This is a genomic window from Oerskovia paurometabola (assembly GCF_016907365.1).
Classification (GTDB): Bacteria; Actinomycetota; Actinomycetes; order Actinomycetales; family Cellulomonadaceae; genus Oerskovia; species Oerskovia paurometabola.
In genome coordinates this window covers 1,164,734-1,182,664 of record NZ_JAFBBV010000001.1, presented here as the reverse complement: position 1 = coordinate 1,182,664, position 17,931 = coordinate 1,164,734, and the positions used below count along the sequence as shown (strand labels likewise).

General features: G+C 73.0%; 9 protein-coding genes. All 9 read right to left on the bottom strand.

Annotated elements, in window-relative coordinates:
- Window positions 1-7 precede the first annotated feature (7 nt).
- The 9 genes from JOD48_RS05275 to JOD48_RS05235 are packed head-to-tail and all read right to left on the bottom strand — an operon-like array spanning window position 8 to window position 17,910.
- Entirely contained in the window at window positions 8-706 is a 699-nt protein-coding gene (locus tag JOD48_RS05275; protein ID WP_191791751.1) for an FHA domain-containing protein, read from the bottom strand.
- Window positions 703-2,475, bottom strand: a complete 1,773-nt coding sequence (locus tag JOD48_RS05270; RefSeq protein ID WP_204807903.1) for a serine/threonine-protein kinase — start codon at window positions 2,473-2,475, stop codon at window positions 703-705. Before JOD48_RS05270 ends, JOD48_RS05275 begins: the two co-directional genes overlap by 4 nt.
- A complete protein-coding gene (locus tag JOD48_RS05265) occupies window positions 2,472-4,430 on the bottom strand; it encodes an FHA domain-containing protein (protein WP_307823981.1) in 1,959 nt (652 codons plus the stop codon). The genes JOD48_RS05270 and JOD48_RS05265 overlap by 4 nt, the downstream gene beginning before the upstream one ends.
- The gene (locus JOD48_RS05260) at window positions 4,427-5,269 is read right to left on the bottom strand and encodes a PP2C family protein-serine/threonine phosphatase (protein WP_191791749.1); all 843 of its coding nucleotides are present in this window, start codon (window positions 5,267-5,269) and stop codon (window positions 4,427-4,429) included. The genes JOD48_RS05265 and JOD48_RS05260 overlap by 4 nt, the downstream gene beginning before the upstream one ends.
- On the bottom strand, window positions 5,266-6,810 hold the full coding sequence (locus tag JOD48_RS05255; protein WP_204807901.1) for an RDD family protein: 1,545 nt from the start codon (window positions 6,808-6,810) through the stop codon (window positions 5,266-5,268). Before JOD48_RS05255 ends, JOD48_RS05260 begins: the two co-directional genes overlap by 4 nt.
- Entirely contained in the window at window positions 6,810-9,314 is a 2,505-nt protein-coding gene (locus JOD48_RS05250) for a transglutaminase-like domain-containing protein (RefSeq protein ID WP_204807899.1), read from the bottom strand. The genes JOD48_RS05255 and JOD48_RS05250 overlap by 1 nt, the downstream gene beginning before the upstream one ends.
- Window positions 9,314-10,810 carry a DUF58 domain-containing protein gene (locus tag JOD48_RS05245; protein ID WP_204807897.1) on the bottom strand — a complete coding sequence of 499 codons (1,497 nt, stop codon included), beginning with the start codon at window positions 10,808-10,810 and terminating at the stop codon, window positions 9,314-9,316. The genes JOD48_RS05250 and JOD48_RS05245 overlap by 1 nt, the downstream gene beginning before the upstream one ends.
- A 4-nt stretch (window positions 10,811-10,814) precedes the next feature.
- Window positions 10,815-11,789: an AAA family ATPase gene (locus JOD48_RS05240; protein ID WP_191791745.1), complete on the bottom strand. Its 975-nt coding sequence runs from the start codon at window positions 11,787-11,789 to the stop codon at window positions 10,815-10,817.
- A gap of 58 nt (window positions 11,790-11,847) precedes the next feature.
- The gene (locus JOD48_RS05235; protein WP_204807894.1) at window positions 11,848-17,910 is read right to left on the bottom strand and encodes an Ig-like domain-containing protein; all 6,063 of its coding nucleotides are present in this window, start codon (window positions 17,908-17,910) and stop codon (window positions 11,848-11,850) included.
- Window positions 17,911-17,931 lie beyond the last annotated feature (21 nt).

Genomic DNA, 17,931 nt, shown 5'->3' with positions numbered 1-17,931 from the left:
ACGGGGTTCAGGAGCTCTCGTCCACCAGGTCGAGCAGGGGCAGGTCCTCGGTCGTCACGAGGCGTGAGGCCACCGCGTACTCCACGAGCCGTGCACGACGGTTCGTGGCGAGCGCCCCGACTCCCCCGCGCAACCCCTTGACGCCGATGCGGTCCAGCCGCTCGCACACGTTGTCGAGCTTGCGGTTGAAGCGGGTCGTGGCCCAGCCGAGGCGGCGTGCGGCGTCGGCGGAGGTCGGGATCTCGGAGAGCCCGGTCCCGTCCCGGCGCAGCACGGGCTCGGCGAGCGCCAGGATGAGCTGCTTCTGGGTGATCGTGAACGGGATGGCCCCGATCGTGGTCGCGCCGTCGGACGGCTCCTCGGAGCGGATCTCCTGGTAGGGCGCTCCCTGGAGCTGGACCAGCAGCTCGTAGGTGGTCGGCCCGGCCGTGAAGACGACCGACATGGACGGGAACACGAGCGGCAGGCGGTTGCCGGGCGACAGCCACGACTGGACGCCGCCGCCGGCGTCGCAGACGGTCGCCGAGATCAGCGAGCCGACGTTCGCCAGCCACCAGATGCCGTTCTCGTGCGAGATGCGAAGAAAGTGCCGGTGCAGGTACGGGTTGTCCTCGATCTCGAGGTCGCCGTCGCGCCCGATGTCGAACGTCCCGCCGGGGACGGGGCGGAACCACTCTCCGCAGAACTCGATCGCGAGGTCGCTCATGGGGTCACGCATTCCTTCACCGGGACGGACGGCTTACCGTCCCGGACGGTACGGATCTCGACGCAGACGGTCTCGTTGGCTCCCGCGGGGACCGCCACGGACAGTCCTCCCGGGGGCGCCGGGGCCGGCGAGGTCTCCTTGGTCGGGTCGATGTGCTGCCACACGTAGGTGTCGCCGATCAGGACGCCCTCGGGGGCGGACCAGGTGAACAGAGCGCTCCCGTTCGCGGCGTCGTACTGCGCCTGCAGGTCCTCGGGGGGCGGGACCAGGTCGCCGAGGTTGTCGTAGGGCACGTCGGCCGGCTCGTCCGCCGAGGTCGTGCCGCCCCCCGTGTCCGTGTCGGTCGCGGTCCCGTCGGGCAGGAGCGCGTAGATCCCGACCGCCACGAGCACGAGCACCCCGGCGCCCGCCAGGAACGGCCAGAGGGCACGCCGCGGCCGCGGTCCTGCCTGCTCGGGCTCGGGCGAGGAGCCCGGGGCGCGGTGCACGGTGTCGTCGGTCGGCGGCCCCCACACGGCGGTCCCGGTCGCGGCGGTCCCCGGGCCGGGCGCGGGGCGCGGCGGGACGTACCCGGTGCCCGACGCCGGAGCCTGGGCCGGGCGCGCGGGTGCGGGCGCGTAGTACGCGACCTGGGCGGGCGTCCCTGCCCCGGGCTGCGCGGCGTAGGCACCGGGCACCTCGGGAGCGTGCGGAGCAGGAGCGTGCGCCGCAGGAGCGGAACCGCCCGTCGCCGCTCCGACGGGCACGTGCCGCTGGACCGGCGCGGTACCGCTCGTCGTCGACGGCGCGCCGGTCGAGTAGGTGCCCCCGGCACCTCCTCCGCGGGGGTCGATCGAGACGACCGCGCGCAGCCGCGTACCGCCGTCGTCGTCGGCCTCCTCCTCCTGCGTGATCCCCGTGTCGGCGAGCACGTCGATGGGGGTGACGGCGAGCGAGAGCTCGTTCTGGACCTGCTGGAGGGCTCGCGCGAAAGCGAGCATCGTCGGGTACCGCGAGGCCGGGTTCTTGGCCATGGCGGTCCCGAGCACGCGCTCGAGCGACGGCGGCACGTCGGTGCGTCCGGTCGGGGCCAGCGGCGTCGACTCGATGCGCGTGATGAGGCTCGCGCTCGAGTTGGACCCTCCTGGCAGCTCGAACGGCGCCCGCCCGGCCAGCAGGGTGTACGTCGTGGCGGCGAGCGCCCAGACGTCCGTCTCCTTGCCTGCCCACGGGTCCTCGGCGAAGGACTCCGGGGGCGACCACGGGATCGACATGCCCTCGGCCCGGGAGGCGTCGTCCATGGTCGAGGAGATGCCGAAGTCCGTGAGCGCAGGGTGGCCGTACTCGGTCACGAGGATGTTCGCCGGCTTGATGTCCCGGTGCAGGATCCCCGCCCGGTGCGCGGTCTCGACCGCTCCCGCGATCTGCACGGCGATGCGCAGCGCCTCGGCGACGCTCAGCCGCTCGGACCGGTAGCGGGCCCCCAGGTTGGGCCGCGAGCAGTACTCCATGGCGAGGTAGGGGCGCCCGTCGGACGTCACGTTCGCCTCGTACATGGTCACGATCGACGGGTGGGTCGAGAGCGTCGCCATGAGGTCGGCCTCGACGTCGAACGCGGCGCGCTGCGACTCGCTCGACCACTCGTGCAGCAGGACCTTGATCGCCACCCGGCGACGGGGGCGCTGCTGCTGGTAGAGGAAGACGTCGGAGAACCCGCCCGAACCGACGACCGACACGTACTCGTACCCGTCGATCAGCGGGGGCGGCGACGGGGCACGCTTGCTGCTCATAGCAACCCTTCGAAGGTGAACGTCACGCCGTCACCCACGTCGACGACGTCGTGCGACCCGACCATCGCGGGCTCCCCCGGGTGCAGGCGCCGAGGCGGCTGACCAGGGCGCAGGAGCGTGGTGCCGTTGGTCGTGTTGAGGTCGCACACCAGCACGTGCCACCCCTCGAGCTGGATCTCGACGTGAGAGCGCGAGATGTCCTGCTCCGGGCTCGGCACCGCGACCAGGCGCGGCAGGTCGTTGCTCTGCGCTCGCGTCGTGCGGGGGCGGCGTCCGAGCACCACCGGGCGGTCGAGCTCCACGACCTGCCCGTTGGAGAGCGTGAACCGGCCCAGCGAGGGCCGGGTCACGAGGTGGGCGTCCCCCACCAGGACGTGTGCGCAGCTCCCGCAGGTGTCCCGCGACGGAGGGTTCGCGTGACCGTCCACGCACACGCGGGCCAGGATCTGCTGGGAGCCCGGAGGCGCGGGCGGCGCGAAGGTCGGGCCTGCGGCCGAGGCCCGGCCGTCGACCGGTGCGGGACCTGGCGCCGGGACGCCGGTCGGGAGCGGCACACCGCCGAGCGGCACGGCCGCTCCGGGCTGCACGGGAGGTGCGGGCGGCACGGGAGGTGCGGGCGGCGCAGGGACGGCGATGCCCGCACCGGCTCCGGACACCTGGGCGCGGAGGTCGGCGATGACCGAGGAGAAGACGGTGTGCCCGTCGTGGTCGTCCCCCGCCAGGTCTTCTCCGACCGCCACCTCGTGCCCGGTCGTCGAGTGGCCGCCGGCGGGCGCGAGGTCCACCGGGGGGCCCGGTCGCCGGGCCTTGTCGCCCGTGACCGTGGCGGCGCGCACCGACGCGGCGGGCGTCGACCCGGTCCACTCCCGAGGGATGCCGTCGATCATGCTCGCAACAGGCTCGGGCGTCGCAGCGGGCGGCACGGGGGTCGCGTTCTCGACCGACGCCACGGAGACGGGGGTGGGGACGGGAGGCACGTCGTCCTGCTCGTCCTCCTCGTCGATGCGGATCGCGGCGTCCTCGACGGTCCGCAGGACGGTGGACTCCCACAGGTGCCCGTAGCCGTCGTCGACGGCCGCCACCGCGTCGTCGAGGTCGTCGAGGTCGTCGACCGGAGGGACGACCGTGAGCTCGGGCGCGATCGTCTCCATCGAGACGATCGTCTCGGCCGACCGTTCGTCGACCGGCGAGCGGGTCGGCACGACCTCGTCGTCCGGCGCGGCGTCGAGGCCCGGTACTGCTGCGACCAGGGCGACCGGGGCGGCGTCGTCGTCGGGCCCGACGGCGACGGCGGCCAGGCTCGGTACCGCGACGAGGGGTGGTTCCAGGTCGTCGTCCTCGGCCAACGCCGCGCTCCCCACCAGGACCGGCTCGAACGCGGACGCCGGGCGCGCAGCAGGGGCGACGGGGGGCTCGGCGGTCGCCTGCCCGGTGTGCTCCGCACGAGGGGTGGCCGCGGGCACGGCGGACGTCCCGACGAGGTGCCGGACGATCCGCGACGCCAGCACCACGCCCTCGTGGAGCGGCAGGCCGACGAGCGCCACCTGTCCAGGACCCGCCTCCAGGGCCGGGGCGTCCTCGACCCCGAGCTGGACGGAGACCTCCTCGACGTCGTCCACGAGACGCTCGGACCAGGTGGTCACGTCGTCGCCGTCCACGTGGACCCGGGACGAGGACGTGCTGAGCGTGACGGAGACCGCGCCACGGACGGCGACCTGGGCGCGTCGCCCCGACACGACCGCGACGGCGAACGGCGGCATGGTCCGCAAGGTCGCCCCGAGGACCACGGTCAGGAGCTGGATGACCTCGATGACCTCGACGTCGGCGTCTCCTGCCGCGTCGAGGCCGTCCCACAGGCGTCCGACCAGCTCGCTCGTCGCTCCCTCCGGGAGGACGACGATCGCACCACCCCGGACGAACCCGAACGCGCTCCCGGTGTCGTAGCGCAGTCTCACGACCTCTCCCCCATCTGCAGGCGAATCTCTCGCGGCAAGGTGTCCTCGTCGGCATACCCGAGGTTCTCGCGGGGGGCCGTGGAGCCGTCGTCGGTGTCCCCCCACGCCCCGGTCGCGTCGACGACGACGACAGTGATGTTATCCCGCCCTCCGGCGACGATGGCCTCGTTGACCAGACGGTCGGCTGCGGCCTGGGGGTCCGGCTGTGCGAGCAGGATCTCCGTGATCCGTTCGTCCGAGAGCTCGCCCGTCAGGCCGTCGGAGCACACGAGCATCCGGTCCCGCGCGGCGATGGGCACCCAGCAGAAGTCCGGCTCGGGCGGGAGCGAGGCCCCGACGGCGCGCGTGACGACGTGGCGTCGCGGGTGGGTCAGCGCCTCGGTCGCCGTGAGCATCCCCGCGTCCACCATCTCCTGGACCTCCGAGTGGTCCACGCTCAGCTGCTCGAGCACCCCGTGCGACATCTGGTAGGTCCGCGAGTCGCCGATGTTGACCACGAGCCAGTAGGGCATGCCCTCCATCTGGGCCACGACGACGCCGGTCACGGTCGTCCCGGCGCCTCGGCCGGGCTCGGTGCTGATGGCGCGGACGTCGTCCTGCGCCACGACGAGCCGGTCACGCACGTCCTCGGGTGAGACCGTGGCCAGCGCGCCGAGCGGGCGGAGGGCGTCGATGGTCGCGGAGCTCGCGACCTCGCCGGCGTCGTGCCCGCCCATGCCGTCGGCGACGAAGAAGACCGAACGGTCGGCGAGGAACCTGTCCTCGTTGAGGAGCCGTCGCGCCCCCCGGTGCGAGCTCGCGCCCCAGACGAGGCTCACCCCGGCGGGCCATCCGCTCATGCGACAGGTCCCGGGTGGACGACGATGCGCCGGTCCCCGACGGTGATCACCGAGCCGACGGGCACGGGCACGCGCACGCCCGGGTCGAGCGCCACCGGCGCCCCGCCGGGCGGCAGGAGGACGGTCCCGTTCGTCGACCCACGGTCCTGCACCCACAGGCCGTCGGCGTCGAAGCCCAGCTCGGCGTGCGTCTTGGAGACGGACCGCGTCGGGTCCTCGACCCGGACGAGAGTCGTGGCCTCGGCCCCCGTCGCCTGGGGGTTGCGTCCGACGAGCGCGGGTCCGGAGAGGGGGACCCGCTGTCCGGACTCGAGCTCGAGCACCGCCCCGGGCGTGCGGGCCGCCTCGTGCGCCTCGCGCCGGATCTCCCGGGCGCTCAGACGCGTCGAGTCCCAGTCGGGTTCCTCGTAGGCAGGTGCCGGTGTCGCCGTGGTCGCAGGGCCCCCGAGGGGAACGGGGCCCGGCTGCGGCGCGACCGGTGCGGGGCCCGGCTGCGGCGCGACCGGTGCGGGGCCCGGCTGCGGCGCGACCGGTGCGGGGCCCGGCTGCGGGACGGCGCCTGGCACACCCGTGATCAGCCCGTCCGCGGGCACGTGCGAGGGCTGCTGCGGCTGCTGCGGGAAGGCCCACGGGTCACCGACGGGAGCGGGCCCGGCCCCCGGGGCCGGGCTCGCTGGCTGCGCGGCGAACGCCCCGGTGACGGGCACGTGTCCCGACGCCGAGGAGCCGCCGTACCCGCTCGGGTTCGCCGCGACCGGCTGGGTGCTCGGCTTCCCGACGACGCCGACCGTGGCGCTCCCGTCCTGGAGTCCGCGGACGTCGAGCACGAGCGCCTTGGCTGCCTTGTCCTGCCATCCCTGGTTCCGTCCCGAGCCGTCGAAGGCCGGGGAGAGGACGACGAGCAGCTCGCCGATGCCCAGGGCGAGGGCTCCGAGGAAGGTGATGATCCAGCGCAGCGCCGCCCGCCCGAAGCCCAGGGGCGACCGGTCCTCGGCCCGGACGGACCGGACACCCGTCGCGAGGTTGCCGAGCGTCCGGCCGGTGCTTCCCTCCCAGACCCAGATACCGACCCAGGACGCGAGGGACACCGCTCCGGCTACCGCGTACACGAACAGCAGTCGGCCGAGCAGCTCCTGCGCGTCGGCCTGGGTCGTGACCGAGGCCAGCGCGGTCGCAGACACCCCGGCCACCGCGCCGCCGCCGAGCAGGACGGCCGCGAAGACCACGGAGACCGCGGCGGCGTCGACCAGGAACGCGAGGAACCTGCGTCCTGTGCCGGCCACCGGCGCCCCGTCGAGCCCTGCCCGGGGCGCGGCGGCGTCCGTCCGTCGCAGGAACGGCACCGCGCGCTGGGTCGCCGCAGCGACGTCGCGCTCGGTCGTGACCGCGATCGACGGCTCGCGGCCCGACGACGGTGCGTCGCCGACGGTTGCGCCGTACGGCACCGCGGTGCTGGGCATCTTCGTCCCGCAGACGGCGCAGAACGACGAACCCGCCGGCTGCGCCGTCCCGCAGGCGCTGCAGCTCAGCTGCTCGGACATCAGGACTCCCCTGGCTTCGGGCCGGAACCGGTCGGTGGTCTCTTCACGGTCCGGACGGGCGATCGGGCCGACCGGCGCAGCGCCGGGACCCAGGAGGGGACCCATGCCGGTCGAGCACCCCGCAGGGATCGTAGCGACACCGCTGCACGCAGGCGTTGTCCGCGCGGCCTCGTGGAGCGCATGCCCACCAGGACCGAGTCCACCTCGCTCCAGAAGGCGTCGACCTCCTGGGCGCTCGGGTCCCCGGTGCCGAACACCGTGGCGTCGGCCGAGCGTGCGAGGGTCACGGTGGGCGCCGCCGCCACGGGGAACGCCTCGGCGAGCGTGCCTGCGCCCTCGCGGCGGGTCGCGCCCGCGGGGACGGGAGCACCCAGGTCCGTGGCGGCGTCGAGCACCTCGCGCCAGCCACCGCTGATGCGGTCGACGGGCCTGTCGGCCGACCTGCGCCTCTTGCGGCGCTGCGACTTGAGCAGCAGGACCAGGAGCAGGGGCAGCGCGAGGACGAGCAGCGGGACGGCCACCGTGACGGCGACCAGGGCTGCCCGTCCCCAGTCGAAGGCGTCAGACTCGGCGTCGTCCTTCTTCTCCTCGTCGTCGATCGTGCCTGCCTCCGCGTCCGCAGGCTCCTCGGGCGGCTCCGGGTCCTCGAGGACCGGCGGCTTGGGCACCTGGTCGCTCTTGGGCTCGGGCTCGATCTTGTTGTCCTCCTCGGGGATGGCGTCGATCGGCACCCAGCCGTAGCCCGCGAACGGGACCTCGACCCACGCGTGCACGTCTGCCCCCGTCGCGACGAACGGCGTGCCCTCCTCCCAGACCTCCTGGTCCGGGTAGAAGCCCATGACGACGCGCGCGGGGATGCCCGCCGACTGCGCCATGAGGGCGAGGGCCACCGCGAACTGCTCGTCGTCGCCGACCATCTCGTCGGCCGCGAGCAGCGTGTCGATACGCTCGGCCGAGTGGCCGGGACGCGAGGGGAGCTGGGTCTCGAGGCCGCTCGAGAAGATCCCGCTCGCCTCGAGCCCCGTTTCGAGGTTCTTGAGCTGGACGACCGGGTCGGTCTCCTCGGCCATGAACTGCGCGGCCTTGCCCCCGACCGAGTCCGGGACGTTGAGGGACCTCGGGAGCTTCGCGTCCAGGATGTGCGACGACTCCAGGTCCTCGGGAGAGGGCGTCGGCGCGACGATCGCGTCGAGCCGGAACGTGTCGCCGGGGCGCAGGCCCGCGGTCACGACCCCGGTGCCCGTCTCCGAGTTGTAGAAGGTGGTCCCCCGCAGCGCCTCGCTGCGGTCTCCCGTGTACTCGATGCCCGCGAGGGCGCCGACGTCGGGCAGCCAGACGCCCCGGTAGTCGCCGACGGTGATCGTCAGGTCGGTAGGCGTGCCCTTCGCGACCGTCGCGATCTGGTCGCCGGCGCGCGTGAAGACTCCCGAGCCCGCACCGCTCGAGACGTCGTAGACCACCCCGTTGTACGTATCGAGGGTCGCGAGTCGTACACGGGCCCCGGCAGGGAGCCCGTCGACCGTGAACAGCTCGTCGTCCGTCATCTCCTTGGCGTACTTGCGGAAGGACGCGAGCGGGCTCACGTACTCGTGCAGGTCGAGCGGCGGGACGATCTGCTCTCGCAGGACCATCCGCTCGGTGTCCGGGGTCACGAGCGGGACGAGCAGGACCGCGGCCACCGCCCCGAGCGCGAGCATCGCCGCGCCGCCGCGCGCACGGTGCCAGCGCAGGCGCCGGGTCGCGACGACGCTCGCAGCCGTCAGGACCTGCCGCTCGCCGAGGCGCGCCTCGGTCGCGCGCCACGCGCCCCACAGGAGCCCGACGACGACCAGCACGAGTCCCTGGACCACGGGGAGCGCCGGGACGACGGTCCCCAGCAGGATCACGGCGACGAACACGACCACGACCGGGACGAGCGCCCACTGCCCGGCACGGACGCGCCAGGCGATCGTGCCGGCGACCAGCGACGCCAGGAAGAGCAGCAGGAAGGGCACGACGCCCAGCTCCGGGAAGGACTGGAGCGGCGGGACCGAGGTCACGCTCTCCTTCCAGCCGGTGACCGAGCCCAGCAGCAGGCCCCGGACGGTCTCGAGGGTCGGCAGGACCCCGGCGACCGTCGTGCCCGGCAGCGCGAACGGCCCACCGAGGACCACGTACGCGACCATGGCCACGGCGGTGACCGTGACGGTGCCCCAGCGTCGCCAGGCACCGAGCCACGCGACGCCCAGCCCCAGGCCCAGGCCACCGAGCGCGGGCAGGAGGTAGCCCGCCGAACCCCACGCCGGGCCGAAGCCGACCACGGCGGCCCCCAGCATCACGACGAGGGCGAGCGCGTCGACGGCCCCCGTCGCCCGCACCGCACGCGGCGCGTCGGCCCCGCGCAGGCGGGTCGAGGAGCGTGCGGTCGTCACGTTCGACCGCGTGCCGGTGCCGCCCGTGTGCCCGGGTTCCGTACCGGGACCGGTCGGCGGGGCCTGCCGGCCCCGCGTGTCGTTCTCGGTCATCAGTCGTTCAGCCTCCGCAGCGCGAGGGGGAGGTCGCCGAGCTCCCCGATGGTGAGCACGACGAGCTCGGCGATCCGGTGACGGCTGACCTTCGCCCCCGGGACGCACTGGATCGCCATGACCCGCACGTCCTGGGGGAGCCGGGCCGAGGCGGCGCGCAGCTCGGTGGGCGAGACCGAGCTCCCCACGACGAGCGCGACGACCGACGCGTCCGTGACGGCCGCACCGGCCACGCGCGCCAGGTCCACGAGGCTCGTGCGCAAGGACCTCGTCTCGACCCGAGCCAGGTCGTCGAGGAGCCGCACGCGGTTGTCCCCGCGCAGGCTGCCGTCGTTGACGAGGACGGTCAGACCGCGGTCCTCCTTGATGGCCTGGAGGCCGAGCGAGCCGCACGAGCTCACCGCGAGCTCGAACTCGTCCGGGTGGGCGTAGTCCTCGGCGCGGGTCGAGAGCACGACCGCGAGGTGCGACCGCCGCGTCTCCTCGAACTGCCGGACCATGAGCTGCCCCGTGCGGGCGGTGGTCTTCCAGTGGATGTGGCGACGGTCGTCGCCGGGGACGTAGTCGCGCAGCGCGTGGAACGACACGTCGGAGTTGGAGATGTCCTGGGTGACCCGGCCTTCGAGGTCGCGCAGGAAGCCCGTCGAGGAACCCGACAGGTTCTTGGTCCGCGGGTGCACGAACAGCTCCTCGGGGTCCGTCCAGACCACCTCTCGGCGCAGCAGGCCCAGGGGGTCGGCTCGCACCGACCGCACCGGGCCCACAGGGATGACCGAGCGCCGGTGGGTCGGGATCGTGAAGATCTCCTCGTGGCTCGCCCCCGGCCGCAGCCGCGGTACGGGGAACGACGCGACCCCCGCCCCGACGGGCAGCTCCATCACGGCGGGCAGCAGCGGTCGCTGAGACTCGTTGCTCACCTCGAGTGTGCCGACGGCCCGGTCCCCCACCGTGACGCGGCGCTGCCCCAGGTCGAGGTTCACGGTGTAGCGGAACGTCCCGCGGACGAACGCGATCGCACCGAGCATCGCCACGGTCGCCACGACCGCGACGGCGAGCAGCTCGACCCACGAGAAGGCCAGTCCGCTCCACCAGGCGGCGACGAGCCCCACGAGGACCGCCCAGCCGAAGGGGCTCACGACCGCGGCCACCACGGACAGGCCCTTCGTCGCCGACTCCGTCACCGGAGCGAGGAGCGAGCGCAGGCGTGCGCCCAGGCCCTCGTCCCCGCTCGTGCCCGACGGCGTCGCGAACCTCGGGCGCGCGGGTGCCGCCGAGCCGAGGGGCGAGGCGGCCGACGCCGGAGAAGCCGTCGCCGTGCGCCGGCGTCCGAGGAGCCGTGACCGCGCCGGGCGTCCGGAAGGGGTGCCGGGCGCCTGGGCCGAGCCCTGGCCGGGGCGCGACGCCGCCCGGGACGCGTCGTCCCGGGGCACGCCGCCCGGGCCGTTCGCGCCAGTCGGTCCGCCGTGCGCCGCGACGGGAGATTCGGTCGTGGTCATCGGGTCAGGCCGACCGGCGTTCCTGCGGTGCGGCGACGTCACCGAGGATGCGCGCGAGCACGCCGTCGTTGGTCGCGCCGGCGAACTCGGCCTCGGGGTCGAGGACCAGGCGGTGCGCCCAGGCGGGCAGCGCGAGCTGCTTGACGTCGTCGGGCAGGACGTAGTTGCGTCCGTGCGCGGCGGCCCACACCTTGGCGCAGCGCACCAGGGCGAGCGCCCCTCGCACCGAGACGCCGACCCGGCACTCGGCCGCGTTGCGCGTCTCCTCGGCCAGGCGCGAGATGTACTCGAGCACCGCGCCGTCGACGTGGACGCCCGCGGCGAGGTCGGCCATCTCCGCGACGGCCTGCGTCGTGATGAGCGCCTGCAGGGTCGCGCTGCGGTCCCGCACCGAGGCGCCCTGGAGGATCTCGACCGTGGCCGCGTGGTCCGGGTAGCCGAGCGAGGTCTTCATGAGGAAGCGGTCGAGCTGTGCCTCCGGCAGGCGGTACGTGCCCGCCTGCTCGATCGGGTTCTGCGTCGCGATGACCATGAACGGGCGGCCGACCGAGTGCGTCACGCCGTCGACCGTGATCTGCCCCTCCTCCATGACCTCCAGGAGCGCGGACTGCGTCTTGGGCGACGCGCGGTTGATCTCGTCCGCGAGCACGATCGACGCGAAGATCGGGCCCTGGTGGAACTCGAACTTCGCCGTCTTCTGGTCGTAGATCGTCACACCAGTGACGTCGGACGGCAGCAGGTCCGGCGTGAACTGGATGCGGTTCTGGGTTCCCTGGACGCTCGCAGCGAGGGCGCGCGCGAGCGACGTCTTGCCCGTGCCCGGGGCGTCCTCGAGGAGGATGTGCCCCTCCGACAGCATGCAGGTCAGGACCAGGCGCACGACGTGCGCCTTGCCCAGGACGGCCTGGCCGACGTTGCCGACCAGGCGGTCGAAGGTCTGAGCGAACCAGGTGGCCTGCTCGGGGGTCATGGTGGTCATCAGGGGGTTCCTCGTCGTGTCGATCGTTCTGTCGGTAGGGCGTGGGCCGTGCTGCGGGTCACCAGATCGCCGCTCTCGAGTCGCCCCACACGTTCGTCTTGACCCAGATCGTGGTCCCGGCGTTCCCGTGGAAGCACCACATGGTCCCGGACCAGTTGCCGTCCCCGTCGGTCCGCTGCGAGGCGCCGTTCAGCGCGGTGCTCGAGAACCCGCCGGAGGTCGGGCTGAACGCGTGGTTGCCGCCGTAGCTCGACCAGCACTGGGTGCTGAAGGAGGTGTTCGGTTCCGCGTTGCGGATGTTCAGCACGAGGTAGGCGCACGCCGGGTCGCCGCACTGGGAGTTGTTGACCGAGCTGCCTCGTGAGGTCCAGATGTCGCGTGCGGGCTTGGCGTCCGAGGTCGCGGCCGCGCACCTCTGGGCCGTCTGCCCCTCGGTGTCCTTGACGGTGACGCAGATCTCCTTGGTGTCGGAGTAGCCCGCCGGGACGTTGACGTTCCCGCTCGCCGCCCCGCTCGAGACCGCTCCCGTGACCGTGGTCGTGTAGTCGCGACCGTTGCCCGAGGTGCTCCACGCGAAGCCGACGGCCTGGTTCCCACCGGAGGCGCTCACGTTCGGGGTGGGGATCGGGCCGTACGGGTTGGCGCTGGCCTTGTTCGAGGCGGCTCCGTCCCCCCGACCGCCGTCGGCCTTCACCACGGCGCGGACGAAGAAGTCGTAGCCGATCCCGTTCTTGAGACCGCTGACGACCTTGTTCGCTCCCAGGGCGGACCAGCCGGAGCCGTTGTGGCTCCACTCGTAGCTGATCTCCCCGTCCCTGGCGCCGGCCGCCGAGACGTTGCCGAACGCGAGCTGCACCGTGCCGTTGGCGCCCGTGGCCTTGGCCGTGAGCCCCGCGACGGCTCCGGGCGCGGCGAACGCGCGCTGCGGGTTCGACTCGGGGCTGAACTCCGCCTCGCCGAACTTCACCGTGGCCTTGTTGTGGGCCTTGACCCGGAACGTGTAGTCGGTGCTGTCGGCCGGCACGCCGATCGTGGCGGTCGTCGCCGTGGCAGAGGCCGTCGAGACGACCGCTCCCCCGCGCAGCGCCTCCACCGTGTACCCGCTGATCGGTCCACCGTTGGCGTCGGGCGCCGTCCAGGTGATCTTCATCTGCGACGTCGCACCCAGCGAGGTCCTCGCCGCGGAAGGCTTCGCGGGGGCGGCAGGCTTGCCCGCCGGGATCTCCGGACGCGAGGCTCCCGACCACTCCGACGGGTCGGGGGCCGCGTTGACCGCCTGGATCTCGAAGGTGTACGACCCACCGTTCTGCAGCCCGGTCCACTCGTAGGTGGTCCCGGCGACGCAGGTCTTGTCGGCGCTCCCGCCCGGCCCGGAGATCCGGATGTTGACGCACGTGATCGGGGAGCGGTCCGTGTAGGTCTGGTTGACCCACGCGAGCTTGATGGACTTGTCACCGAACTCGAGCGTGGGAGGTGCGGGCCGGTTCGGCTTCTCGTCCGGACGCGCCTCCGCGGAGGCCGGCGAGGCGTTCGAGTCGTTGACCTCGTTCGTGGCGACGACCGTGAACGTGTAGGTCACGTTGTTGGTCAGGCCGTCGATGGTGCACGTGGTCGTCCCGCACGTGCGCTCGTCCCCCGCCGACGAGCGCACGGTGTACGAGGTGATCTCCGCACCGTTGTTCGCGGGCGGGTCCCACGTGAGGACGACCGTCTTGGAACGCACCTCGACGACCCGTGGAGTCGACGGCGCGTCGGGACGCCCCTGGACGGTGACCTGGATCCTTCCCTCGACCTCGCGGTCGGGGTCACCGGTCGCGTCCTGGATGCGGTAGCGCACGACCATGACTCCGAAGAACGTGTCGCTGGGTGTCACGACGACCTTGTCGCCCGAGATCTGGGCGGTGCCCGACCCCGTGTCGACCACCGGCACGCCGACGACCTTGAGCGGGGTCTCGGGGAACGGGTTCGAGTCGTTGGACAGGACGTCCACCGGGACGTCCTTGCCCTGGTGGGCCTTGTCGACCGTGTCCGCGTTGGCCTTGGCCAGCGGACGGGTCGACGCCACGACCTTGACCACGAGCTGCCCCTCGACCGGGGGGTGCTCGCCGTCGGTCACGCTGATCGGGACGTTGAGCACGGTGCCCTTGGGAATCGCCGGGGTGGCCTGGACGGTCGCGGTCGTGCCGCTGAACGAGAGCGAGAGACCGTCCGGCACGGCGCCGGCCTTGAAGGTGACCGGGTCGTCGTCCGGGTCGTCGACGAAGCGGGCGAGGTCGACGGTCGCCTCCTCCCCGGCGGCGACGTCCACGTTGGAGGCCGAGAGCACGGGCGGGAGGTTCTTCGGCGCGAGGACCACGACCGGCAGCGTGAGCAGGGCCTTGTGCCCGTCCGGGTCGTCGGGGCCGCTGCCGTCCGTGACCTCGAACGACACCGCGGCATCGCCCGCGTAGTCCACCCGCGGGGTGTACGTCAGGTTCGTGGGGTCCGTGACCGCGACGGTGCCTTCGAGCGCCGACACCTTGGACTCCTCGGTCAGTCGCGGGGTGCGTCCTTCCAGGACGAGGACGTAGTCGGTGATGTCGATCGGGAGGGTCTCACCGGCATGCACCTCGAGCGGCGCGATCCCGGGCCGCAGCTGCGGGATCTGCTCGGTCAGGCCGGGCACCTTGACGAAGGCCTTCGACGTCAGCCCGTCGACGTCGGTCACGGTGTACGTGACGACCTGGCGCTCCTGCGTGAGGGGCACCGTCAGCACGCCGTCCTTGTCGACGCTCACACCGACGGCGTCGGTGGACACGGTGAGCTCGTCCCCGGACCCGTCGGGGTCGTCGTCGTTCTCCAGTACGGGCACGCTCACGCTGGTCTTGCCGAGGATCGAGTCGACCGGCACGGCGTCGTCGCGGGCGATGGGCGCCAGCAGCGGAGCCGCCTGGTCCACGTTCACCGTGACCGAGGCCGCGGCGCGGGCACCGTAGGCGTCCTCGATGCCGTAGTAGAAGGAGGTCGAGCCTGCCTCGGCAGGGCTGGTGATCACGATGCGGTCGCCCGCGACCTCCGCGTCGAGCTCCTCGGGCGCCTCGAGCCCGGCGGAGCGCAGGGCGATCTGGTCGCCGTCGGGGTCGGTGTCGTTGGCCAGCGCGGCGACGGAGACGGTCCGGCTCGGCCGGACGGTGACCTCGTCGTCGATCGCGACGGGCGGCTGGTTCGCCGAAGGCGGTCGGGAGATCCCGACCTGCGCCGTCCCGGTCGCGACCGCACCGCGCGCGTCCTGCACCGAGTAGGTGAACGAGTCGGAACCGGTCGCCTGGTCGGAGGCGTCGTAGACGAGGTACCCGTCCTCGACGTAGGCCCTGCCCTGGCTCGCCTGGGAGGCGATCCCGGTGAGCTGGACCGAGTCGCCGTCGGGGTCGATCCCGTCGAGCGGCACGACCGTGCGCACGCTCGCACCGGTCAGGACGCGCATCTGGACCGGCAGGGGCTGCGGCGGGGAGTTCTCCTCGCCGTCGCGGATGTGGATCGTGACCTGGGCCGAGTCCTCCTGGCCGTTCTTGTCCCGGACCCGGTAGATCGCGTACGCGGTGCCGGCCTCGGCCCCCGCCTTGAACCGCAGGTTCCCCTCGGACGCGAAGATCTCGCCCTGCTCGGGCGCGACCCCCTGCTCGAGCTCGTCCTGGAGGAACAGCTCGAGGCCGTCGGGGTGCGTGTCGTTCTTCAGGACCGGGATCGTGACCACGTCACCGACACGCACCGTGGCCTCGTCGGCCGCGGCGTTCGGCGGCTGGAGCTTGACGGGCGCCGGGACCGGGACGATCCGCACCTGACCGGTCGTGGACTGGTTTCCGTTGGACACCGTGTACTCGACCGTGACGGGCGCCTCGAGGCGACGGATCTCGGTGATCCGCAGCATCTGGTGGGCCAGGACGGCGACCGAGACGCCCGCGTCGTCGGGCACCCTGACCGACTGCACCACCAGGACCCCGCCTGCGGGGTCCGAGTCGTTGGCGAGCACGTCCACGAGGGTGCTCCCGCCCGAGGGCAGCAGAGCCGTGTCGGAGACCACGATGGGCGGGCCCTCGGCCGCGGAGGCCGGCAGGACGTCGACGCGGACCAGGCCCGTCGTCGCGTTCGGACCGTCGGAGACCTGGTACGTCAGGTCGTAGGACCGGGGCTCGTTCGAGAGGAACTGGAACGTGCCCGCGTCGTAGTTCGGCGTGATCTGGGCGGGGGCGGACTCGGCGACCGTGGTCAGGCGCAGATCGTCCCCGTTGGCGTCGTAGTCGTTGCGCAGGGGTTCGACGGTCACGGGCTGACCGGCCGGGACGACCACGTGGTCGGCGACCGCCACCGGCGCGAGCTGGCCGGCGCCGGACACGTCGACGTGCAGGATGCCCTCGAAGACCTCGCCCTGCCCGTCGGCGACCATGATCTTGACGGTCTTGCGCCCCGTCGACGTGCCGCCGTCGCGGAACTCGACCGACCCGTCCGGCCGCGAGCGCACCTCGTCGCCGGCCGAGGTCGCCGACGCGGCCGCGAGGTAGAGGTCGTCACCGTCCGGGTCCCGGAAGAACGGGAGCACCTTGATCTGGGCCGACTTGCCCTGCTCGACGACCAGCACCGGCTCCCCCGTCTGCACGGGCGCCGCGTTCTCGCCCCACGGCGAGACCTGGAGCTGCACGCCGGCCTCTGCGACCCCGCCACGACCGTCGCTCACCGAGTACCGGAACGTCGAGTGCCCCTTCTGCGCGTCCGCGCCCACGACGGCCTGGAGGGCCGCACCCCCCAGCACCGACTGGATCTCGGCGCTGCCGGGCCCCTCGCCCACGAGCGTCGCCGTCATGACGTCACCGTCGGGGTCGACGTCGTTGCCCAGCACGGGCAGGAGCGTGGTACGTCCGGGGCGGACGCCGAACACGTCGTCCTGGGGCTGCGGCGGCTGGTTGGGCTGGCTGCGGTCGAGGACGAACTGGTCGACCTGCTCCGGGGTCGTGAGCTCGGCGTCGGACTCCTCGCCCTCGGCCTGCTCCGGCAGGACCAGCTCCCAGTCCTCGACCTTCTCGTACTGGTCGGCGGCCATCCACAGCGTGCCGGCGGCCAGGTCGTTCAGCACGATCGCCTTGCGGTTGACCCGGTACTCGAGCCGCCCCTGGGGGTCCACGCCCTCCAGGCGCCGGTCGACGTCGTCGTCCGTCCCCTCGCAGTCACGGAGCACCTGACCGGTCTGCGACCAGGCACCGTAGGTGCACCCGCCGAGCTGCACGGGTGCCGACGGCGTCCCCGACGCGGCCCGCGTCACGGCCTTCCCACCGCCGAGCGGCTGCAGCACGAGCCCGGACGCGGTCGCGACCGCGACGTCGGGCGTCTTCGCACCCGGCTGCTGGAGCCGCGCGTCCGCGCCGTCCGCGAGGTCGACGGTCTCGCCCCCGGGCAGCACGAGCCGCGAGGACGTCCGGTCGAGCACCACTGCCTCGGCGCCGACGGTCGTGACCTCGACGTCGTCCCCGTCCTTGACCGGCACGCTCGTCGTCGTGACCTCCTGCGCCTCCCCGGCAGGCGAGGTCACGACCTTGGTGAGCTTGCCCGTCGCCGGGACCACGACGTAGGCCGTGCCGTCCTGGGAGACCTGGACCTCACCGTCGCCACCGACCTCCGCGGTCGGCTCGGTCGACTCGGCGTCGAAGCCTGGCGCGGCCGAGAACGGCATGACCCACAGCAGGCCCTCCTTGCCGTCCAGGACCGCGACCGTGGAGCCTCCCATCGCGACCTGCGCACCGGTCGGAGGACGGACGGACCCGTCGAGCTTGAGCCGCGCCACGTCGACGGGGCTCACCGATCCCGCGCCGTCGTCGACCAGGAGCACCCTGCCGGCGTCCTGGAGCACGTCGAACGACGCAGAGCCCGCGAGCAGGGAGCCGTCGAGCGCCTGGGACTCGAAGTTGAACCGCCCCAGCGCACCTCCCGACGTCCGGGTGACCCACACGCCGGAGTCGTTCAGCTCGACGTCCGCGGTCGCCTGACCCTCGTAGGTCACCGCGAACGCGACCAGGAGCGTCGAGAAGATCGACACGGTGCCGACCGAGGCGACGGTGCGCCGCTTGTCGTAGAGCCGGGAAAGGAAGGTCACAGAATCTCCGTGGGTGCGAGT

Coding starts and splice junctions, on each gene's coding strand:
- JOD48_RS05245 (WP_204807897.1), bottom strand. CDS start 10,810: ATGACCACGACCGAATCTCCCGTCGCGGCGCACGGCGGACCGACTGGC.
- JOD48_RS05275 (WP_191791751.1), bottom strand. CDS start 706: ATGAGCGACCTCGCGATCGAGTTCTGCGGAGAGTGGTTCCGCCCCGTC.
- JOD48_RS05250 (WP_204807899.1), bottom strand. CDS start 9,314: ATGACCGAGAACGACACGCGGGGCCGGCAGGCCCCGCCGACCGGTCCC.
- JOD48_RS05270 (WP_204807903.1), bottom strand. CDS start 2,475: ATGAGCAGCAAGCGTGCCCCGTCGCCGCCCCCGCTGATCGACGGGTAC.
- JOD48_RS05240 (WP_191791745.1), bottom strand. CDS start 11,789: ATGACCACCATGACCCCCGAGCAGGCCACCTGGTTCGCTCAGACCTTC.
- JOD48_RS05255 (WP_204807901.1), bottom strand. CDS start 6,810: ATGTCCGAGCAGCTGAGCTGCAGCGCCTGCGGGACGGCGCAGCCGGCG.
- JOD48_RS05260 (WP_191791749.1), bottom strand. CDS start 5,269: ATGAGCGGATGGCCCGCCGGGGTGAGCCTCGTCTGGGGCGCGAGCTCG.